Consider the following 22,287-nt stretch of genomic DNA (forward strand, 5'->3'; position numbering starts at 1 on the left):
GCTCGGCCGTCACTGGTCCCTCCCGAGTTCCTGGTTGATGAAGTCGAAGATCTCGTCGTCGGTGGCCGTCTCGATCCGCTCCGCGGTGTCGTCGTCCTCTGCGGGGGTGTCGGGCGAGGGGCCGTGGGAGTTGGCCAGGGCCTCGATCCGGCCGAGGAAGTCCCGCAGCCGTTCGGTGGCCCTGGGCCGGTTCCAGTAGTCGGCGGCGGCGGTGAGCAGGGAGTTCTCCAGTCGGTCGAGGTCGTCGAGCGGGTCGCCCGAGGGTGCTTCCGCGGCGCCGAGCAGGGCGCCCCGCAGGTGTTCCGCGAGGGTGGCCGCGGTGGGGTGGTCGAAGACGACGGTGGCGGGGAGTGCGAGTCCCGTGGCGGCGCGCAGCCTGTTGCGCAGTTCGACGGCGGTGAGGGAGTCGAAGCCGAGGTCGCGGAAGGCGCGGTCCGCGTCGACCGCCGTGCCCTTGGTGTGGCCGAGCACGCCCGCTGCCTCGGCGCTCACCAGGTCGCGCAGGAGCGTGCGCTGCTCGTCCTGGGGCAGCCCTGCCAGTCGGCTCTGCCACGAACCCGCCCCGGTCCGGCCGGTGTTGGCGGTGTCGTCGGCGAGGAGCGCGGCGACGTCGGGCAGGTCGGAGAGGAACGGGCTCGGCCGGTGGAGGGTGAAGGCGGGCAGGAAGCGGTCCCAGGCCATGTCGGCGACGACGAGTGCGGTCTCGTCGTCGGTGACGGCCTGTTCGAGGGCGGTGATCGCGGCTTCGGGCGCCATCACGCCGACGCCGCCGCGGGCGAGTTGGCCCACCCGCTCGTCGTCGAGCATGCCGCCGCCTCCGCCCCAGGCGCCCCAGGCCACGGAGGTGGCACGGCCGCCCGCCGCGCGGCGGGCGTGCGCCAGGGCGTCGAGGTAGGCGTTGCCCGCGGAGTAGGCGGCCTGGCCGCCGCTGCCCCACACCCCGGCGATGGAGGAGAAGAGGACGAACGCGTCCACCGCGTCGGGCTCAAGGAGTTCGTCGAGGTGGCGGGCGCCCGCGACCTTCGCGGACAGTGCCTGCGCGACGCCTTCCGGGGTGAGGTCGGCGAACGGCGCGTACTCGGCGGTGCCCGCGGCGTGGAACACGGCCCGGACGGGGTCGCCGGCCGCGGTGAGCCCCTTGAGCAGTTCCTCGACGGCGGCGCGGTCGGTGATGTCGCAGGCCGCCAGGGTCACCCGGGCGCCCAGGGCGCGCAGTTCTTCGGCGAGTGCGTCGGCGCCGGGCGCGGCGGGTCCCGCGCGTCCGGCGAGTACGAGGTGTTCGGCACCGCCGCGCGCCGCCCACCGCGCGACATGGGTGCCGATCGCGCCCGTGCCGCCGGTGACGAGCACGGTCCCCGCGGGCGCCCAGGGGGTGTGGGCGTGGGCGGGGCGCGGGGCATGGGCGAGCCTGCGTACGAACACCCCGGACTCGCGGATCGCCGACTGGTCCTCGCGGTGCGCGTCCGCGTCGCCGAGCAGGCCGAGCAGCCGACGGGCGGCACGTTCCGACGGGTTGGCCGGAAGGTCCACCAACCCGGCCCAGTGGCCGGTGAGTTCCAGGGCCGCGGTCCTGCCGAGGCCCCATGTCATGGCCTGTGCGGGGCTGGTGAGCGGATCGCCGGTGTCGACGCAGACGGCGCCGGACGTCAGGCACCACAGGGGCGCGCCGCAGTCGGCGTCGCCGAGGGCCTGGGCGAGCAGCACTGTGTCGGTGGTGCCGGGGGTGAGCGCCGGGTGGGCGGGGTGCTCCCGGTCGTCGAGCGGGGTGAACGCCAGGACGCCACGCAGGTCCGTGTCGCCGGCGGTCTCGCCGACCAGCCGGGCGAGTGCGACACGGTCGCCTTCCGCGCGGCTGGTTTCCAGGACGCGTACGTCGGCCCCTGCGTCGGTGAGCGCCTTGGCGACGGTGTCGGACCAGTCGGCCGCTCCCGGGTGGTCTGGCACCGCGACGAGCCAGGTCCCGGTGGGGGGCGCCGCCGTACGGTCCGGGACGGCGCGCCAGGTGACGTGGTAGCGGGCGCCGTCCAGCGCCGTGCGCTGCTGGTGCTGCCTGCGCCAGGCGGCGAGCGCGGGGACGACCGAGTCGAGGGCGCCGGACTCGCGGAGGTCCAGGGTGTCGGCGACGGCGTCGAGGTCGCCGTCGTCGACGGCCCGCCAGAAGTCGGCGGTGCCGTCCGTGGCCGGGGTGCCCGCCGCTTCGGGGGCCGCGGCCACGGGCCAGTAGCGCTCGTGCTGGAAGGCGTAGGTCGGCAGGTCGACCCCGTTGGCGTCGACCCCGTCGAAGAGGGTCTGCCAGCGCACCGGGGCGCCGTAGGTGTACGCCTCGGCGGCCGACAACAGGAACCGTTGCAGACCGCCCTCGTCCCGGCGGAGCGAGCCCACGGCGACGGCCTCGGTCTCGGTCGCCTGGAAGGTCTCCGCGAGGGCGACCGTCAGCACGGGATGCGCACTGGACTCGACGAAGAGACGGAAGCCGTCGGCGAGGAGCGCGCGGATCGTGTCCTCGAAGAGGACGGTCTGACGGAGATTGGTGTACCAGTAACGCCCGTCCATCTCCGTCGTATCCAGCACACCACCCGTCACCGTCGAATAGAACGGCACACGGGAAGTACGGGGCTGGACCGGGGCAAGCAGCTCCGCCAACTCCGCCTCGATCGACTCCACATGAGCGGAGTGCGACGCATAGTCCACCGGGATGCGACGCACGCGTACGTCTTCGGTTTCGAGGCGGGCGAAGAACTCGTCCAGCGCGTCTGCATCACCCGAAACGACCGTGGACGAGGGGCCGTTGACCGCCGCGACCGAGATCGCACCCTCCCACCCCGCGATCCGCTCACGTACATCACCGACCGGCAGGGGCACGGACAGCATCCCGCCACGCCCCGACAGGGCGAGAATGGCCTGCGACCGCAGAGCCACCACCCGCGCCGCGTCCTCAAGCGACAGCGCGCCCGCCACGCAGGCGGCGGCGATCTCGCCCTGCGAGTGACCCACCACTGCCGCCGGAGCCACCCCCAGCGACTCCCATACCGACGCCAGCGACACCATCACCGCGAACAGCACCGGCTGCACCACATCCACCCGGTCCAGCTCCGGCGCGCCCTCCACTCCGCGCACCACATCCAGCAGCGGCCAACCGGTGAACGGGTCAAGGGCCGCCGCACACTCCCCCATCCGCTCGGCGAACGCGGGCGACGACTCCAGCAGACCCACCGCCATACCCACCCACTGGCTCCCCTGGCCGGGGAAGACGAAGACGGGGCGGGTGTCCGTGCCGGTGGTGCCCGTGGTGGTGTGGGGGCTGGTCTCGCCCTGGGCGAGTGCGGTGAGGCCGGTGAGGAGTTCGGTGTGGTCGGTGCCGACGATGACGGCGCGGTGCTCGTGCGCCGTGCGGGCGGCGGCAAGGGCGAGGCCGGTGTCCTGGTGGGGCGGTTCGTGTGCGGCGGGTGCGGCCAGCAGGCGCCGGGCCTGGGCGCGCAGTGCCGCCGCTGAGCGTGCGGTCAGTACCCAGGGGACCGCCGCGGGGGCGGGCTGTGGTTCGCGTCGGGCGGGGGCGGGTTCGGGGGACTGTTCGACGACGACGTGGGCGTTGGTGCCGCTGACGCCGAACGCGGAGACGGCGGCGCGGCGGGGCCGCGACAGTTCGGGCCAGGGCCGGGCCTCGGTGAGGACGTCCACGTTTCCGCCGTCCCAGTCGACCTCCTGGGTGAGCCGGTCGACGTGCAGGGTCCTGGGCAGGACGCCGTGGCGCAGCGCCATCACGGTCTTGATCAGTCCCGCGACCCCCGCTGCGGCCTGGGTATGGCCGATGTTGGACTTCAACGAGCCGACGTAGAGCGGCTGTTGGTCGTCGCGTTCCTTTCCGTAGGTGGCGAGGAGGGCCTGCGCCTCGATCGGGTCGCCGAGCCTGGTGCCGGTGCCGTGGGCCTCGACGAGGTCGACGTCGGCGGGGCCGACGCCCGCGTTGGCGAGTGCCTGTCGGATGACGCGCTGCTGGGAGGGCCCGTTGGGTGCGGAGAGGCCGTTGCTTGCGCCGTCCTGGTTGACGGCGGAGCCGCGTACCACCGCGATGACCTGGTGCCCGTTGCGGCGTGCGTCGGAGAGCCGTTCGACGACGGCCATGCCGACGCCCTCGGCCCAGGCGGTGCCGTCCGCGGTGTCGGCGAACGCCTTGCAGCGGCCGTCTGGCGACAGGCCGCGCTGGCGGCTGAACTCGACGAAGAGATCGGGGGTGGACAGTACGGCGACGCCGCCGACGAGGGCGAGTTCGCACTCTCCTGAGCGCAGGGCCTGCCCGGCGAGGTGCAGGGCGACGAGGGAGGAGGAGCAGGCGGTGTCGACGGTGACCGCGGGGCCTTCGAGGCCGAAGGTGTAGGCGAGGCGTCCTGACAGGACGCTGCCGGTGCTGCCGGTGAGGAGGTAGCCCTCGTAGTCGTCTGCGGCGTTGGCGAGAAGCGAGGAGTAGGTCTGGCCGCTGGCGCCGACGAAGACGCCGGTGCGTGAGCCGCGCAGGTCGGCGGGGTCGAGGCCGCCGCGCTCCAGCGCCTCCCAGGAGGTTTCGAGGAGCAGCCGCTGCTGGGGGTCCATCGCCAGGGCCTCGCGGGGCGAGATACCGAAGAAGGCGGCATCGAATCCGGCGGCGTCGTGGAGGAAGCCGCCGTGGCGTGCGTAGGTGGTGCCCTGCCGGTCGGGGTCCGGGTCGTAGAGGCTGCCGGTGTCCCAGCCGCGGTCGCCGGGGAAGCCGGACATGGCGTCGGTGCCGGTCATGACGAGTTCCCACAGGTCCTCTGGCGAGTCGACGCCGCCGGGGAAGTGGCAGGCGACGCCGACGATGGCGAGGGGGTCCTGGCTGTCGCCGGTGGCGACGGCCGCGGTGGGTGCGGTGGGTGCGGCGAGTTCGCCGCTGACGTCGGCGATGAGGTGCGTGGCGAGCGCCCGGGGTGTCGGGTGGTCGAAGACGAGGGTGGCGGGCAGCCGGACGCCGGTCTCCGCGGTGAGGCGGTTGCGCAGTTCGACGGCGGTCAGCGAGTCGAAGCCCATCTCCTGGAAGGCGCGGCCCGCCTCGACCGCGTCAGGGGAGCCGTGGCCGAGGACGGCGGACGCCTGTGCGCGCACGAGGTCGAGGACGATACGCAGCCGCTCCTCCTCGCCGCGGCCGTGCAGGCGCCTGCGCAGCCCTGAGCCCGGGCTGTCGTCGGTGCCCTGCCTGGCGCGGGCCGCGGTGGTACGGACCAGGCCGCGCAGCACGGGTGGCACGGCGGTGCCGCGCCGCTGGAGGCCCGGCAGGTCGAGGCGGGCGGGCAGCAGGGTGGGGGCGCCGTGCCGCAGTGCGGTATCGAACAGGGCGAGTCCTTCGGCCTCCGTCAGCGGCACGAGGCCGCCGCCCGCCATGCGCCGCCTGTCGACGTCGGCGAGTGCTCCCGCCATGCCGCCGGGCTGCTCCCACAGCCCCCACGCCAGGGACACGGCGGGCAGGCCGAGGCCCCTGCGGTGTTCCGCGAGGGCGTCGAGGAAGGTGTTGGCCGCGCAGTAGCCGGCCTGGCCCGCCGCGCCGAAGGTGGCCGCTGCGGAGGCGAAGACGGCGAAGTACGCGAGGTCGAGGCCGCGTGTCAGCTCGTGCAGGTGCCAGGCCGCGTCGACCTTGGGCCGCAGCACCGTGTCGATGCGCTCGGGGGTGAGCGAGGCGACGGTGCCGTCGTCGAGCACGCCCGCGGCGTGCACCACACCGTGCAGGGTGGAGGTCTCGGCGATGGTGGCGAGGAGCCGGGCGACGTCGTCGCGGTCCGACACGTCGCAGCCGGCCACGTCGGCTTGTGCGCCCGACTCGGCGAGTTCTTCCGCCAGTTGGACGAGGCCGGGGGTGCGGTCGCCGCGGCGTCCCGCGAGCACCAGCCGCCGTACCCCGTGCTCGCGTACGAGGTGACGGGCGATCAGACGGCCGAGTGCGCCGCCCGCGCCTGTCACCAGGACCGTGCCGCCGTCGTCCGCGCCGTGGGGCGCGGTGTCGGGAACGGTGAGGACGACCTTGCCGACGTGCCGTGCCTGGCCGAGGAAGCGGAACGCCTCGCCCGCAGAGCGGGCGTCCCAGGCGGTCACCGGGAGCGGCCGAAGTATCCCGCGCTCGAACAGGTCGACGAGGGCGGTCAGCATCTCGCCGATGCGTTCCGGGCCCGCTTCGAGCATGTCGAACGCCTGATAGCGCACGCCCGGGTGGGCGGCGGCCAGCTCTTCCGGCCGCCTGATGTCGGTCTTGCCCATCTCCAGGAAGCGTCCGCCGCGCGGCAGCAGCCCGGCCGAGGTGTCGACGTACTCCTTGGCGAGGGAGTTCAGTACGACGTCCACACCGAGCCCGCCGGTGGCGTCGGCGAACTGCGGCCCGAAGTCGAGGGTCCTGGAGGAGGCGAGGTGGTCGGCGGGTACCCCGAGGCCGTGTACGGTGGCCCACTTGCCGGGGCCCGCCGTGGCGAAGACCTCGGCGCCGAGGTGCCGGGCGAGCTGCACGGCGGCCATGCCGACGCCCCCGGCGGCCGCGTGGATCAGCACCTTCTCGCCCGCGCGCAGCCCGGCCAGGTCCACGAGCCCGTAGTAAGCGGTGAGGAAGACGACGGGCACGGCGGCCGCGTCCTGGTACGACCAGCCGTCGGGGACGCGGGTGAGCAGCCTGCGGTCGGTCACGGCCACGGGTCCGAGCACCCCGTAGAAGAGGCCCATGACCCGGTCGCCGGGGGTGAACCCGGTGACGCCGGGACCGACTTCGAGCACGACTCCGGCGCCTTCCGCTCCGACGCGTGCCTCGCCCGGGTACATGCCGAGGGCGATGAGGACGTCACGGAAGTTCAGTCCGCCCGCCCGCATCCCGACCCTGACCTCGCCCTCCGCGAGCGGCCGGCCTGCCTCGGGGTACGGCGTCAGCGCGAGGTTGCCGTCGAGGGTGCCGCGGCCCAGGGTCTCCAGGCGCCATGGGCCGTCCTCCGGCATATCGAGGCCGGAGGACGCCCGGGCGAGCCTGGGCACCAGGGTGTGCCCGCCGCGCACCGCCCACTCGGTGTCGTCGCCGTCCGCGAGGGCGGCCAACAGGGGCCAGGTGTCGTCGAGTTCGTCGACGTCGGCGAGGAGGAAGCGGCCCGGGTTCTCCGTCGCGGTGGTCCGCACGAAACCGCGGGCGGCGGCGTGTGCGGGTTCTGACACCCGTTCCCCGGGGTGTACGGCGACCGCACCGCGGGTGAGCAGCAGCAGCCGCCCCTCGGCGAACCGCTCGTCCGCGGTCCAGGCTTGCGCGAGGCGCAGCGCCGCGTGGGTCGCGGAGTGTGCGGCGGCGGGGACGTCGCCTTCGGAGGCGGCGGGTCCTGTGTTCGGTACGACCAGGACGTCGGGGAGTGGAATCCCCTCGTCGACCGCGGCGGCCAGTGCGTCGAGGCCGGGGTACGTGGCGACGGCTCCGGCGGCGAGCGCCCCGGCCGCGTACGGGGAGCCGTCATCGGCCAACAGCGCCCAGGTAATCGCGTGTTCTGGGGCCGGTGGCTGCCGCTCGACCCACTCCACGCGGAACAGCGCGTCGAGGGTGCGACGGCCCTCCGCGCGCAGCCGCTCGGCGGACACCGGCCGCAGGACGAGCGCATCCGCGGTGGCGACGAGCTGCCCCGTGGTGTCGGCGACGGACAGGGCGAGCCTGTCGTCACCGGTGCGGACGAGGTGCGCTCGGAGCGAGGAGGCGCCCCACGCCCGGATGTCGACCCCGCTCCACGAGAACGGCAGCCGCCCCGAGGCGTCCTCCGCACCGAGCAGCCCGCCGACCCCCACCGCGTGCAACGCGGCGTCGAGCAGCGCCGGATGGAGCGCGAACGCCGCCGCGTCACCGCTCGCCTCGGCGGGCAGGGCGACCTCGGCGAACAGCTCGTCACCGCGCCGCCACACCTCCCCGAGGCCCTGGAACGCGGGGCCGTAGGCGAATCCCGCCGCCGCGAAACGGTCGTAGAGGTCGTCGACCGCGACGGGGGTGGTGTCGGCGGGTGGCCAAACTCCGCCGAGATCGGAGGAGCCGGGGGAGGTACGGGCGGCGGTGGCGACGAGGGCGCCGGTCGCGTGCTCCTGCCAGGGGGTGTCGGCGTCCGCGTCGGACAGCTCCGGGCGGGAGTGGACCGACACCGCCCGCCGCCCCGCGCCGTCCGCACTGCCCACGGTCACCTGGAGCTGCAACGCACCCTGCTCCGGCAGCACCAGCGGCGCCTGGAGCGTCAGCTCCTCCACGGTGGGCGCAGCCATCTGGCTTCCCGCCCAGACGGCCAGCTCAAGCAGCGCGGTGCCGGGGAGGAGCACCGTGTCCAGAATGGTGTGGTCGACCAGCCAGGGGTGGGAGGTGCGGGACACCCGCCCGGTGAGGATCAGCCCGTCACCCTGCGCGAGGTGCACGGCAGCACCGAGCAGAGGGTGCGCCGCAGCGCCGAGCCCGGCAGCGGTCACGTCACCCGTGGGCGCGGGCTGCTCAAGCCAGTAGCGCTCACGCTGGAAGGCGTAGGTGGGGAGATCGACGGTGCGTGCGCCGGAACCCTCATACAGCGCCTCCCAGTTGACGGAAGCGCCCGTCGTCCACAGCGCACCGAGGGCCCGCACGGCGGTCTGGGACTCTTCGCGGTTACGACGCTGGAGCGGCACGCAACCCTCGACCAGGGAGGAGAGCGCGGCATCCGGACCGACCTCCACGAAGCGCACCACACCCTGAGCGCGGGCCGCCTCCACGTCATCGTGGAAACGGACGGCCTCGCGGACATGGCGCACCCAGTACTCGGGGTCGGAGACGTCCTTCACCAGAGGAAGACGGGGCTCATTGAAGGTGACCTCCGACAAGACCTGACGGAAGTCGTCGAGCATCGGCTCCATCAGCGGCGAGTGGAAGGCGTGACTCACCGCAAGGCGCTTCACCTTCCGGCCCTCAGCCTCGAAATGGGCGGCGATCGCCAGGACCGCGCCCTCCTCACCCGACACCACCACCGCATCCGGGCCGTTCACCGCCGCGAGGGACACGGCATCCGACAGCAGGCCGGACACCTCGGCCTCCGTCGCCTGAAGCGCCACCATGGCGCCACCCGTGGGAAGTTGACCCATGAGCCGACCACGGGCAGTGACCACCTTCACCGCATCCTCAAGCGACCACACCCCCGCCACATGCGCCGCAGCCAACTCACCAATCGAGTGCCCCACCATCACATCCGGCGTCACACCCCACGACTCCAACAGACGGAACAGCGCCACCTCACACGCAAAAATCGCAGGCTGCGCCCACTCCGTACCGCCAAGCCTCTCCACAGACCCCTCAAACATCACCTCACGCAAGGGGCCGTCAAACGCGCCACACACCGCATCCAGCGCCTCAGCAAACACCGGATAGGCGCCGTACAGCTCACGCCCCATCCCCACCCGCTGCGACCCCTGACCCGAAAACACAAACCCCGTACCACCCGGGACGGCGACCCCCGTGACCGGATCGCTGCCGCCGTCGACCACCACCGCACGGTGCTCGAACACCGACCGCGTCGTCAGCAGGGACCACCCCACGTCCACCGCGTCCAGGTCGGTCGCAGCCTCGCGTGTCCGGGCCAACTGTGCGTCCAGCGCTGCCGCCGACTGTCCCGACACCGGCCACGGCACCACGGGGACCGCACCGCGGGGAGCGGACTCCTCGTCCCCCTCGGGTGCCTCGTCTGTGGGTGCTTCCTCCAGGATCAGGTGGGCGTTGGTGCCGCTGATGCCGAAGGAGGAGACGCCTGCCCTGCGGGTGTGGCCTTCCTCGGGGGTCCAGTCCTGTGCCTCGGTGAGCAGTTCGACGGCACCCGCGGACCAGTCGACCTGCGGGGTCGGTTCGTCGACGTGCAGGGTGCGCGGCAGGGTGCCGCGCTGGAGGGCCATCACCATCTTGATGACGCCCGCCACGCCCGCGGCGGCCTGGGTGTGGCCGATGTTCGACTTCAACGAGCCCAGCCACAGTGGCCGTTCGGTGTCGCGGCCCTTGCCGTACGTCGCCAGCAGGGCCTGGGCCTCGATGGGGTCGCCGAGCTTGGTGCCGGTGCCGTGCGCCTCCACCGCGTCCACGTCCGACGCGGACAGTCCCGCGCTCTCCAACGCGGCCCGGATGACGCGCTGTTGGGAGGGCCCGTTGGGCGCGGTGAGGCCGTTGCTCGCACCGTCCTGGTTGACCGCGCTGCCCCGCACCACCGCGAGTACCCGGTGGCCCTGCTCGCGGGCGTCGGACAGGCGCTCGACGACGAGGACGCCGATGCCCTCGCCCCAGCCGACGCCGTCGGCGGCCGCGGCGAAGGACTTCGAGCGGCCGTTGGGTGCCAGACCGCGCTGACGGCTGAACTCCATCAGGACGCCGGGCGCGGCCATCACGGCGACACCGCCGACGAGGGCGCGTTCGCAGTCGCCGGCCCGCAGGGCCTGGGCCGCCACGTGCAGGGCGACCAGGGATGACGAGCAGGCGGTGTCCAAGGTGACCGCGGGGCCTTCGAGGCCGAGTATGTAGGCGATGCGGCCCGACATCACGCTGGGGGTGTTGCCGGTCATGAGATGTCCGGCCACCTCGTCGGGGGCCTGGGTGAGCGGGGGCGCGTAGTCCCAGGTGTTGGAGCCGACGAAGACCCCGGTGCGGCTGCCGCGCAGCTTCTGCGGGTCGAGGCCCGCGCGTTCCAGTGCCTCCCAGGATGTTTCGAGGAGGAGCCGCTGCTGCGGGTCCATCGCCAGGGCCTCGCGCGGGGAGATGCCGAAGAACCCCGCGTCGAAGTCGCCGAGCGCGTCGAGGAAGGCGCCCTCGCGGGTGCCGATGGAGCCGGGGCGGGTCAGCTCGGGGTCGTAGAGGTCGTCGACGTCCCAGCCGCGGTCGGTGGGGATCGGGGCGACGGCGTCGGTGCCGGTGGCGACCAGCTCCCACAGGTCCTCCGGGGTGTGGACGCCGTGCGGGAAGCGGCAGGCCATCGCGGTGATGGCGAGGGGCTCTTCGGCGCGCTCCTCCAGCTCCTTCACGCGCTCCCTCGACTGCACCAGGTCGGCGGTGACCCACTTGAGGTACTCGCGGAGCTTCTCTTCGTTGTCCATCTGCGGTGTTCGCTCCATCCAGCGGTGTGTTGACCCGTCTTGCCTGTGCTGCCGTGTGTCGCGTCGCCGTGCTACTCCGACTTGCCGAGCTGCTTGTTGATGAAGTCGAAGATCTCGTCGTCGGAGGCGGACTCGATGGTCCTGGCCGAGGCGGCGCCCGGGCCCGCGGCGGCCGGTGCGCCGCCGATCGCCGCCAGGACCTCGCGGGCCCGCTCGACGACGCGCGGCCGTCCGCCGTCGGTGGGCGCGAGCGCCGCGAGGGCGGCTTCAAGGGCGTCGAGTCCTTCGAGTACGGAGTCGGCGGTGGCCTCCTGGGCGGGTGCCAGTTGCTCGCGCAGGTGGGTGGCGAGCGCGGCGGGTGTCGGATAGTCGAAGACCAGCGTGGCGGGCAGCCTGAGGCCGGTCGCGGCGTTCAGGCGGTTGCGCAGTTCGACGGCGATGAGGGAGTCGAATCCGAGTTCCTTGAAGGCGCGTTCCGGGGCGATCTCGGCGGCCGAGGCATGGCCGAGCGCGGTGGCCACATGGGTGCGTACCAGGGTGGTGAGGAGTTGGTTCTGCTCGGCGGGGGCGAGGGACGCGAGGCGGTCGCCGAGCCGTTCGGGGCCGTCCTCGGGTGTGCCGCCTGCCGCGCCGCCCGCGGGTGTCCTGGCGGCGGTGGTCCGCAGGGCGCGAACGTCGGGCAGGTCGCGGATGATCGGGCGGGCCCGGCCGCCGTGTACCTCGGCGACGAAGCGGCGCCAGTCGACGTCGATGACGGTGAGGAACGGTTCGTCGGCGAGCAGGGAGCGCGCCATGACGTCGACGGCGGTGCCCGGGTCCATGGGCCGGATGCCGCGCCGCTTGATACGGGACTCGTTGGAGCCGAGGGTGGCCATGCCGTCGCCGCCCCACATGCCCCAGCCGAAGGAGGCGCCGACGCGTCCCTGGGCGCGCCGCATCTGGACGAGGGTGTCGAGGAAGGTGTTGCCCGCGGCGTAGCTGGCCTGCCCGGCCGAGCCGAGGACGCCGGAGACGGAGGAGAACAGGACGAAAGCGGACAGGTCGAGGTGGGCGGTGAGTTCGTGGAGGTTGAGCGCCGCGTCGATCTTCGGGCGCAGGACGGCGTTCATGCTGTCGACGGTGAGGCTGTCGACGATGCCGTCGCGGGAGACGCCCGCGGTGTGGATGACGGCGTCGAGTGGCGCGTCGGCTGGCAACGAGCCGAGGAGTTCGGCGAGTTGGGCGCGGTCGGCGACGTCGCAGGCGGCGATGGTGACCTTGGCGCCAAGCGCGGTCAGCTCGGCCTCCAGTTCCACCGCGCCCGCCGCGTCGCGTCCGCTGCGGCTGGTGAGGACGAGGTGGTCGGCCCCCTCCGCGGCGAGCCAGCGGGCCACATGGCCGCCGAGGGCGCCGGTGCCGCCGGTGACGAGGACGGTTCCGGCCGGCTGCCACGGCCGCTCCCCCGACGGCTGCGGGTGCGGGGTGCGCTGGAGGCGACGGGCGAGAACTCCCGTGTCGCGGATGGCGAGTTGGTCCTCGTCGCGGTCGGCGGCGAGGGCGTCGGCGAGCCGTCCGAAGGCGCGTTCGCCGACGGCCGCGGGCACGTCGACGACGCCGCCCCACTGCTTGGGCTGCTCCAGCGCGACGACCCGGCCGAGGCCCCAGACGGTGGACTGGAGCGGGTGGTCGACGGGGTCGGCCGCGGTGGCGTGCACGGCGTCCTGGGTGGCGATCCACAGCGGTGCCTCGATGCCCGCGGTGTCCATGGCCTGGACGGTGCTGACGGTGTGGGCGAGGCCGAGCGGGACCGCCCCGTGGTCGGGGTGCATGCGCTCGTCGAGGGCCAGCCACGACAGCACACCCGCGACGGTCCCCGGGGGTGTGCTGTCCGCGGCCGCCCGTTCTTCCCCGTCCTGGTGGAGGCCGTCGTGCCGGTCCTCCTGAGCGGCCTCGGTGAGGCGGGCGGCGAGGGCGGTGCGGTCGGCCGCGAGGGCGTCGTCCACCAGGACGGTGGTGACGTGGGCGCCGCGTACCTCCAGGGCGCGTGCGCTCGCCGCGATCCACGGGTGGTCGGCCCGCGCCTCGGGCACGGCGAGCAGCCAGGTGCCGGTGAGGGCGGCGTCGGGGGTGTCGGCGAGCCGGGTCCAGTCGATGCGGTAGCGCCACGCGTCCTCGGGCGCGGCCGTCTCACCGAGGGCCTTCTTGGCCTCTTCGAGCTGGTCGGCGGCGAGCGGCCGGGCGGCGAGGGACTCGACGGTGGCGACGGGAGCGCCCGTCGAGTCGGCGACCGTGACGGTGACCACGTCCTCACCGCCGCGCCGGAACCGTACGCGCAGCGCGTCGGCGCCGGTGGCGTGGGTGCGCACCCCGTTCCAGGAGAACGGCAGGACGGCGGTCTCGGTGTCCCCGTGGTAGCCGAGGACGGTGGCGTGCAGCGCGGCGTCGAGGAGCGCGGGGTGCAGTTCGAAGGCGTCGGCCTGGGAGGCGTACTCCTCGGGCAGGGCGACCTCGGTGAAGACCTCGTCGCCGCGGCGCCAGGCGCGCCTGAGGCCCTGGAAGGCGGGGCCGTAGCCGTAGCCGAGGTCGGCGAACCAGTCGTAGACACCGTCGACGTCCAGTTCCTCGGCGTCGGCGGGCGGCCAGGCGGTCAGTTCCTGCTCGGCGCCCGCGGGTGCCGCGGTGCCGGGCGCGGTGAGGTGGCCCATGGCGTGCCGGGTCCAGGGGCGGTCCTGCGGCGGCGCCCCTGAGATGTCGTCGGCGCCCGGGGCCGTGGCGGGTTCGGTGCGCGAGTAGACGCTGATCTCGTGGCGCCCTGTGGCGTCGCTGCCGCCGACCACGACCTGCACCTGGACAGCGCCGCCCGTGGGCAGCACCAGCGGTGCGTGCAGGGTGAGTTCGTCGATGCCGTCGGCGCCGACGCGGCGGGCCGCGTACTGGGCAAGTTCCACGAACCCGGTGCCGGGCAGCAGGACCGTGTCGAGGACGGCGTGGTCGGCGAGCCAGGGCTGAGTGGCCGTGGAGAGCCGCCCGGTGAACACCGCGCCCGCGCCGTCGGCGAGTTCGACCACGGCGCCGAGCAGCGGGTGGTCGGCGCCGCCGATGCCCACGCCCTCGACTTCGCCGCCGGTCCGCCGGGAGGCGGGGCGCAGCCAGTAACTCCGGCGCTGGAAGGGGTAGGTGGGCAGTTCGACGACGTGTGCGGTGCCCGTGTCGAAGGCCGCCTCCCAGTCCACGGGGACGCCGCCGACGTGCAGTTCGGCGGCGCTCAGCAGCATCCGGTCGAGCCCGCCCTCGTCGCGCCGCAGCGATCCGGTCACCACGAGGTCGTGACCGCCCGCGTCCTCGGCGGTCTCCTGGATACCCAGCGTGACGACCGGATGCGGACTCGACTCCACGAACACCCGGAAACCATCAGCGAGGAGCGCACGGATCGTGTCCTCGAAGAGGACCGTCTGACGGAGGTTCGTGTACCAGTAACGCCCGTCCATCTCCGTCGTGTCCAGCACACCACCCGTCACCGTCGAATAGAACGGCACACGGGAAGTACGAGGCTGGACCGGAGCAAGCAGCTCCCCCAACTCCGCCTCGATCGACTCCACATGAGCCGAATGCGACGCATAATCCACCGGAATACGGCGAATTCGCACGTCGTCGGCTTCGAGGCGGGCAAAGAACTCGTCCAACGCCTCCGCATCACCCGAAACGACCGTAGAAGACGGGCCGTTGACCGCCGCGACCGAAATCGCACCGTCCCACCCCGCGATCCGCTCACGTACGTCACCGACCGGCAGAGGCACGGACAGCATCCCGCCACGCCCCGACAACGCCACAATCGCCTGCGACCGCAACGCCACCACCCGCGCCGCGTCCTCAAGCGACAGCGCACCCGCCACGCAGGCGGCGGCGATCTCGCCCTGCGAGTGACCCACGACTGCCGCCGGAGCCACCCCCAGCGACTCCCACACCGACGCCAGCGACACCATCACCGCGAACAGCACCGGCTGCACCACATCCACCCGGTCCAGATCCGGCGCGTCCCCGGCCCCACATACCACGTCGAGGAGGGACCAACCGGTCAGCGGGTCAAGGGCCGCCGCACACTCCCCCATCCGCTCGGCGAACGCGGGCGAGGACTCCAGCAGACCCACCGCCATACCCACCCACTGACTCCCCTGGCCGGGGAAGACGAAGACGGGGCGGGTGGCGCGGCCCTGTACGGAGGGGGTGCCGGTGACCGCGGTGGGTGCGGGGTCGCCCGTTGCGAGGGCGGCGAGGGCGGTGAGGAGGTCGTCGGTGTCGTGGCCGACGACGACGGCGCGTTCCTCGAAGAGGGAGCGGTGGCGCACCAGGGTGAGGCCGACGTCCGCAGGGGAGGCCCCTGAGGTCAGGAGGGCGCGCAGCCGCTGGGCCTGGACGCGCAGTGCGGCCTCGGAGCGTGCGGACACGACGAGCGGGAGGGCGGGACGCGCGGCGACTGCCCCGGCCACGGCGGTTGCCTCGGCCACGCCGGGCACGGTGGTTGGCTCGGGTGCGGCGGTGTCCGCGGTGCCATGGGGCGTGGCGGCGCTCTGGGCCGTCGTCGCCGTCTCCGGTGCCTGCGCGATGACGACGTGGGCGTTGGTGCCGCTGACGCCGAAGGAGGACACGGCGGCGCGGCGCGGCCGGTCGGCGGCGGGCCGCGGCCAGGTGCGGTTCTCGGTGAGGAGTTCCACGGCACCGGCCGCCCAGTCGACCTCCGGGGTGGGCTCGTTGACGTGCAGGGTCCTGGGCAGGACGCCGTGGCGCAGCGCCATGACCATCTTGATGACCCCGGCGACTCCGGCCGCGGCCTGGGTGTGCCCGATGTTGGACTTCAACGAGCCGAGCAGGAGAGGCCGTTCGGTGTCGCGGTCCTGGCCGTAGGTGGCGAGCAGGGCCTGTGCCTCGATGGGGTCGCCCAGTTTGGTGCCTGTGCCGTGTGCCTCCACGGCGTCGACGTCTGCGGGGGCGACGCCCGCGCTCGCCAACGCCTCCCGTATGACGCGCTGTTGGGAGGGCCCGTTGGGTGCGGTGAGGCCGTTCGAGGCGCCGTCCTGGTTGACGGCGCTGCCCTCGACGACGGCCAGCACATGGTGTCCGCTCCTGCGGGCGTCGGAGAGCCGTTCGACGACGAGGACGCCGACGCCCTCCGCCCATCCTGTGCCGTCCGCGTCGGCGGAGAATGCCTTGCAGCGGCCGTCGGGCGACAGGCCGCGCTGGCGGCTGAACTCGACGAAGAGGGTGGGGGTCGCCATGAGGGCGGCGCCGCCGACGAGCGCGAGGTCGCACTCGCCGTCGCGAACGGATCGGGCGGCGAGGTGCAGGGCGACGAGGGAGGAGGAGCAGGCGGTGTCGACGGTGACCGCGGAGCCTTCGAGGCCGAACGCGTAGGCGAGGCGGCCGGAGATGACGCTCGCGGAGCCGCCGGTGAGGAGGTAGCCCTCGTAGTCCTGTGGGGCTTCGGCGAGGAGCGCCGCGTAGTCCTGGCCGTTGGCGCCGATGAAGACGCCGGTGCGGCTGCCGTGGAGTGCGGCGGGGTCGATGCCCGCGCGTTCGAACGCCTCCCAGGAGGTTTCGAGGAGCAGCCGCTGCTGCGGGTCCATGCCCAGGGCCTCGCGCGGGGAGATGCCGAAGAACCCGGCGTCGAACTGGTCGATGTCGTGGAGGAAGCCGCCGTGGCGGGTGTACGTCCTGCCGGTGTGCTCCGGGTCGGGGTCGTAGAGGGCGTCCACGTCCCAGCCGCGGTTGTCGGGGAAGCCGGTGATGCCGTCGGCGCCGTCGGCGACGAGCTGCCACAGTTCCTCGGGGTTGGTGACCCCGCCGGGGAAGCGGCAGGCCATGCCGACGATGACGATGGGGTCGTCGGTGGCGGCGGCGGTGTGGGCGGGGGTCGCGGGGGTCGGCAGGGCCTGTCCGCCGACGAGCTGTTCCGTGATCCTCGCCGCCATGGCGGCCGGTGTCGGATAGTCGAAGACCAGGGTGGCGGGCAGCCTGAGGCCGGTGTCGGTGCCGAGGCGGTTGCGCAGTTCGACCGCCATGAGGGAGTCGAAGCCCATCTCCTGGAAGGCGCGCCCCGGCTCGACGTCGGCCGCGGAGCCGAGGCCGAGCACGTCGGCGACATGCCGGCCGACCAGGTCGAGCGCGACGGTCTCCCGGTCGCCCGCGGGCAGTGCGGCGAGCCGGTCGCGCAGGGTGCGTGCCGTGTCGGTGCCCGCGGCTCGCACGGTGCGGCGCGCCGGGCGTACGAGGGCGCGCAGCAGGGCGGGCACGTCGCCGGAGCGGCGGAGCGCGGCCAGGTCGAGGCGGGTCGGCACCACCACGGGGTGCTCCTGCGCCAGGGCGGCATCGAAGAGGGCGAGCGCCTCTGCGGTGGGCAGGGCGGTCATGCCGCCGCGTGCGGCGCGCCGCAGGTCGGCGTCGCCGAGGTGCCCGGTGAGGGCGCTCGCCTGCTGCCACAGGCCCCAGGCGAGGGACACGGCGGGCAGGCCCTGGGCGGCGCGCTGCTGGGCGAGCGCGTCCACGCAGGCGTTGGCCGCGGCGTAGCCGGCCTGGCCCGCGCCGCCGAAGGCTGCGGCGGCCGACGAGAACAGGACGAACGCCGCGAGGTCCATGTCGCGCGTCAGCTCGTGCAGGACGCGGGCCGCGTCCGCCTTGGGCCGTAGGACGGCGTCGACGCGTTCCGCGGTCTGGGCGGCGAACACACCGTCGTCCACGACGCCCGCCGTGTGGACGACGGCGGTGAGCGGTGCCGATTCGGGGATGGCGTCCAGTACGGCGGCGAGCGCGTCCCGGTCGGCGGCGTCACAGGCGACGACCTCGGCCTGCGCCCCCAACTCTGTGAGGGCTTCTACGAGTTCGGTGGCGCCGTCGGCGGCGGGGCCGCGTCGGCTGGTGAGCAGGAGGCGGCGGGCGCCGTACCGGGTGGCGAGGTGGCGGGCGACGAGGCCGCCGAGGGTACCGGTGCCGCCCGTGATGAGGACGGTGCCTTCCGGGTCGAGGGCCGGGGGCTCGCCGCCCGGCGCGGTGGGGCGTACGAGGCGGGGCACGAGGGCCTTGCCCGCGCGGATGGCGGCCTGCGGCTCGCCGGTGGCGAGGAGCGCGGCGAGGGCGCGGGCGGTGTCCTCGTTGGCGTCGCCGTCGGGCGCGCCGCTCTCGCTGTCGACGAGCACGACACGCCCGGGGTGCTCGGTCTGTGCGGTGCGCAGCAGGCCGTGGACTGCGGCGCCCGGCAGGTCGGTGACGGTCTCGCCCGCGCGGGCGCACACCGCCCCCCTGGTCGACACCACGAGCGTGGACGTGGCGAAGCGCTCGTCGTCCAGCCACTCCTGCACGAACCGCAGCGTCCGGTGCAGTGCGGTGCGCACCGCGTCCTGCCCCGTGTCGCGTGCCTCCGTACGGCAGGTGAACACCACGGCGTCCGGGGCCATTTCACCGCCGTCGACGGCCGCGCGCAGTGCGTCGAGGCCCGCGTGGGCGGCGGCCGTGGCGCCCAGCGCGGTCAGCGCCGCCGCGAGGGGGTGCCCGCCCTGACCGGTCGGCCCGTCGGTGAGCACGGCCCACGTGGTGTGGGCGGCGTCGGGCCCTGCCGGGGCCTGTTCCGTCCAGTCGATGTGGAACAGGGCCTCGTCGCCGCGCGGGCGGGCCGCGGCGAGCTGGTCGCCGCTGACCGCGCGCAGCAGCAGCGACTCGACGGTCGCCACAGGCTGCCCCGAGGGTGCGGCGGCGGTGAGCCGGAGGGTGTCGGGTCCTGTACGGGTCAGCCGCACCCGCAGCGCGGTGGCGCCGGAGGCGTGGAGCGTCACACCGCCCCATGCGAACGGCAGCCGCGCCGCCGCCTCGCTGTCGCCGAGCAGACCGCTGAGCCCGACGGAGTGCAGCGCCGCGTCGAGCAGCGCCGGATGGACCGCGAACTCACCGGTCTTCCCGGCGACTTCGGCGGGCAGTTCGACGTCCGCGAACACGTCGTCACCGTCGCGCCACACGGCACGCAGCCCCTGGAAGGCGGGCCCGTAGTCGTGCCCCTCGGCCGTCAGCCGCTCGTAGTAGCCCTCGGTGGACACGGCCTTCGCCCCCGCGGGCGGCCAGGCCGCGTCACCGTCACCCAGCCCGGCGGCTCCGGCGCTCCCGGCATCCGCGGCGGCCTCGTCGGTGAGAAGCACACCTGAGGCATGCTGGGTCCACTGCTCCTCCGCCTCGCCGTCACCCAGGTCGAGCCGCGAGTGAACACCGATCTCCCGCCGCCCGCCGCCGTCGGCACCGCCGACGGTCACCTGGAGCTGTAGCGCACCCTGCTCCGGCAGCACCAGCGGCGCCTGGAGCGTCAGCTCCTCCACGGTGGGCGCACCCACCTGGTCACCGGCCCACACGGCCAGTTCGAGAAAGGCCGTACCGGGGAGGAGCACCGTGTCCAGGATGGCGTGGTCGGTCAGCCAGGGGTGGGAGGTGCGGGACACCCGCCCGGTGAGGATCAGCCCGTCACCCTGGGCGAGGTGGACAGCCGCGGCGAGCAGGGGGTGCGCCGCGACCCCGAGCCCGGCGGCGGGCACATCGGCGGCGGGCGCCGCGGGCTCAAGCCAGTAGCGGTCACGCTGGAAGGCGTAGGTGGGGAGATCGACGGTACGCGCGCCAGAACCCTCGTACAGCGCCTCCCAGTTGACGGAAGCGCCGGTCGTCCAGAGCCCGGCGAGTGCCTGCACGGCGGTGAGGGGTTCTTCGCGGTTACGACGCTGGAGCGGCACGCAACCCTCGACCAGAGAGGACAGCGCGGCATCAGGGCCGACCTCCACGAAGCGCACCACACCCTGGGCGCGGGCGGCCTCCACATCGTCGTGGAAACGCACCGCCTCGCGGACGTGACGCACCCAGTACTCGGGGTCGGAGACGTCCTTCACCAGAGGGAGACGGGGCTCGTTGAAGGTGACCTCCGACAAGACCTGACGGAAGTCGTCGAGCATCGGCTCCATCAGCGGCGAGTGGAAAGCGTGACTGACGGCGAGACGCTTCACCTTCCGACCCTCGGCCTCGAAGTGAGCAGCGATCGCCAGGACCGCATCCTCCTCCCCCGAGACCACCACCGCATCCGGCCCGTTCACCGCCGCCACCGACACGGCATCCGACAGCAAGTCGGCCACTTCCGCCTCGGTCGCCTGAAGCGCCACCATCGCACCACCCGCAGGCAGCCCACCCATCAACCGACCACGAGCAGCCACCACCCTCACCGCATCTTCGAGAGACCACACCCCCGCCACGTACGCCGCAGCCAGCTCACCAATCGAGTGCCCCACCATCACATCCGGCGTCACACCCCACGACTCCAACAACCGGAACAGCGCCACCTCACACGCAAAAATCGCAGGCTGCGCCCACTCCGTACCGCCAAGCCTCTCCACAGACCCCTCAAACATCACCTCACGCAAGGGACCATCAAACGCGCCACACACCGCATCCAACGCCTCAGCAAACACCGAATAGGCGCCGTACAGCTCACGCCCCATCCCCACCCGCTGCGACCCCTGACCCGAGAACACAAACCCCGTACCACCGGCAACCACAGAACCCGTCACCGGCTGACCGTCACCCACCATCACCGCCCGGTGCTCGAACACCGACCGCGTCGTCAGCAGCGACCACCCCACATCCACCGCGTCCAGACCCTCCGCGTGCTCGCGCAGCCGGGTCACCTGGGCCTGTAGCGCCTCGGCGGAGCGGGCCGAGACCGGCCATGGCACGGTGGGCAGGGTGCGGCGGGGGGCGGTGGCCTCGGGGGTCTCCGCGTCGTCCTTCGGTGCCTCTTCCACGATGACGTGGGCGTTGGTGCCGCTGATGCCGAAGGAGGAGACGCCCGCCCGGCGGGGGCGCCCGTCCTGTGCCGTCCAGTCGCGCGGCTCCCGCAGGAGTTCTACGGCGCCCGTGGTCCAGTCGACCTGGGTGGTGGGTTCGTCGGCGTGGAGGGTGCGGGGCAGGGTGCCCGCACGCAGCGCCATGACCATCTTGATGACGCCCGCGACTCCGGCGGCGGCCTGGGCGTGGCCGATGTTGGACTTCAACGAGCCGAGCAGCAGCGGGTGTTCGGTGTCGCGGGCCTGGCCGTAGGTGGCCAGCAGGGCTTCGGCCTCGATGGGGTCGCCGAGTGGGGTGCCGGTGCCGTGGGCCTCCACGGCGTCGATGTCGGCGGGGGTGAGGGCGGCGCTCGCGAGGGCGTCGCGGATGACGCGCTGCTGGGAGGGGCCGTTGGGAGCGGTGAAGCCGTTGGAGGCGCCGTCCTGGTTGATCGCGGAGCCGTTGATGACGGCGAGGACGCGGTGGCCGTTGCGGCGGGCCTCGGAGAGGCGTTCGAGGAGGAGGAGTCCCGCGCCCTCGCCCCAGCCGGCGCCGTCGGCTTCGGCGGAGAAGGACTTGCAGCGGCCGCTCGGGGAGAGCCCGCGCTGCCTGCTGAACTCGATGAAGGGCCCCGGGGTGGACATGACGGTGACACCGCCGGCCAGCGCGAGGGAGCACTCCCCCGCGCGCAGCGCCTGCACGGCCAGGTGCATGGCGACCAGCGACGACGAGCAGGCGGTGTCGATGGTGACGGCGGGCCCGACGAGGCCGAGGTTGTAGGCGACGCGGCCGGAGGCGACGCTGCCCGCGCTGCCGTGCAGGAGGTATCCCTCGAAGCCCTCGGGGATGTCGCGGACGCGGCTGCCGTAGTCGCCGTACATGACGCCCGCGTACACGCCGACCGGGGTGTCCTTCACGGACTGCGGGACGATCCCGGCGCGCTCGAACGCCTCCCAGGCGATGTTCAGCAGCAGCCGCTGCTGTACGTCGACGGCCAGGGCCTCGCGGGGGCTCATGCCGAAGAAGGCGGGGTCGAACTCGTCGGCGTCGTGCAGGAATCCGCCCTCGCGGACGTAGCTCGTGCCCTGCCGGTCGGGGTCCGGGTCGAAGAGGGTGTCGAGGTCCCAGCCGCGGCGGGTGGGGAAGTCGCCGACGGCGTCGGTGCCTTGGGCGACGAGCCGCCACAGGTCCTCGGGCGAGCGGACGCCGCCGGGGTAGCGGCAGGCCATGCCGACGATGGCGACGGGCTCGCGGTTCTTGTTCTCCAGCTCTTCGAGGCGGTGGCGCGTCTGGTAGAGATCGGCCGTGACCTTCTTGAAGTACGAGAGAAGCTTCTCGTCGTTCTCCATTGTGGAATACCTCAATCAATCAGTCGGCGGGTGA

At 73.4% G+C, this 22,287-nt stretch carries 2 protein-coding genes; both read right to left on the minus strand.

What is annotated here, in order from left to right; translation table 11 throughout:
* Window positions 1-9: 9 nt before the first annotated feature.
* The gene (locus ACIBIW_RS10595; RefSeq protein ID WP_399334229.1) at window positions 10-11,088 is read right to left on the minus strand and encodes a type I polyketide synthase; all 11,079 of its coding nucleotides are present in this window, start codon (window positions 11,086-11,088) and stop codon (window positions 10-12) included.
* 71 nt (window positions 11,089-11,159) lie between these two features.
* Window positions 11,160-22,253: an SDR family NAD(P)-dependent oxidoreductase gene (locus tag ACIBIW_RS10600; protein ID WP_399334231.1), complete on the minus strand. Its 11,094-nt coding sequence runs from the start codon at window positions 22,251-22,253 to the stop codon at window positions 11,160-11,162.
* Window positions 22,254-22,287: the final 34 nt, after the last annotated feature.

The sequence above is a fragment of the Streptomyces sp. NPDC050560 genome (assembly GCF_044457285.1).
Lineage (GTDB): Bacteria > Actinomycetota > Actinomycetes > Streptomycetales > Streptomycetaceae > Streptomyces.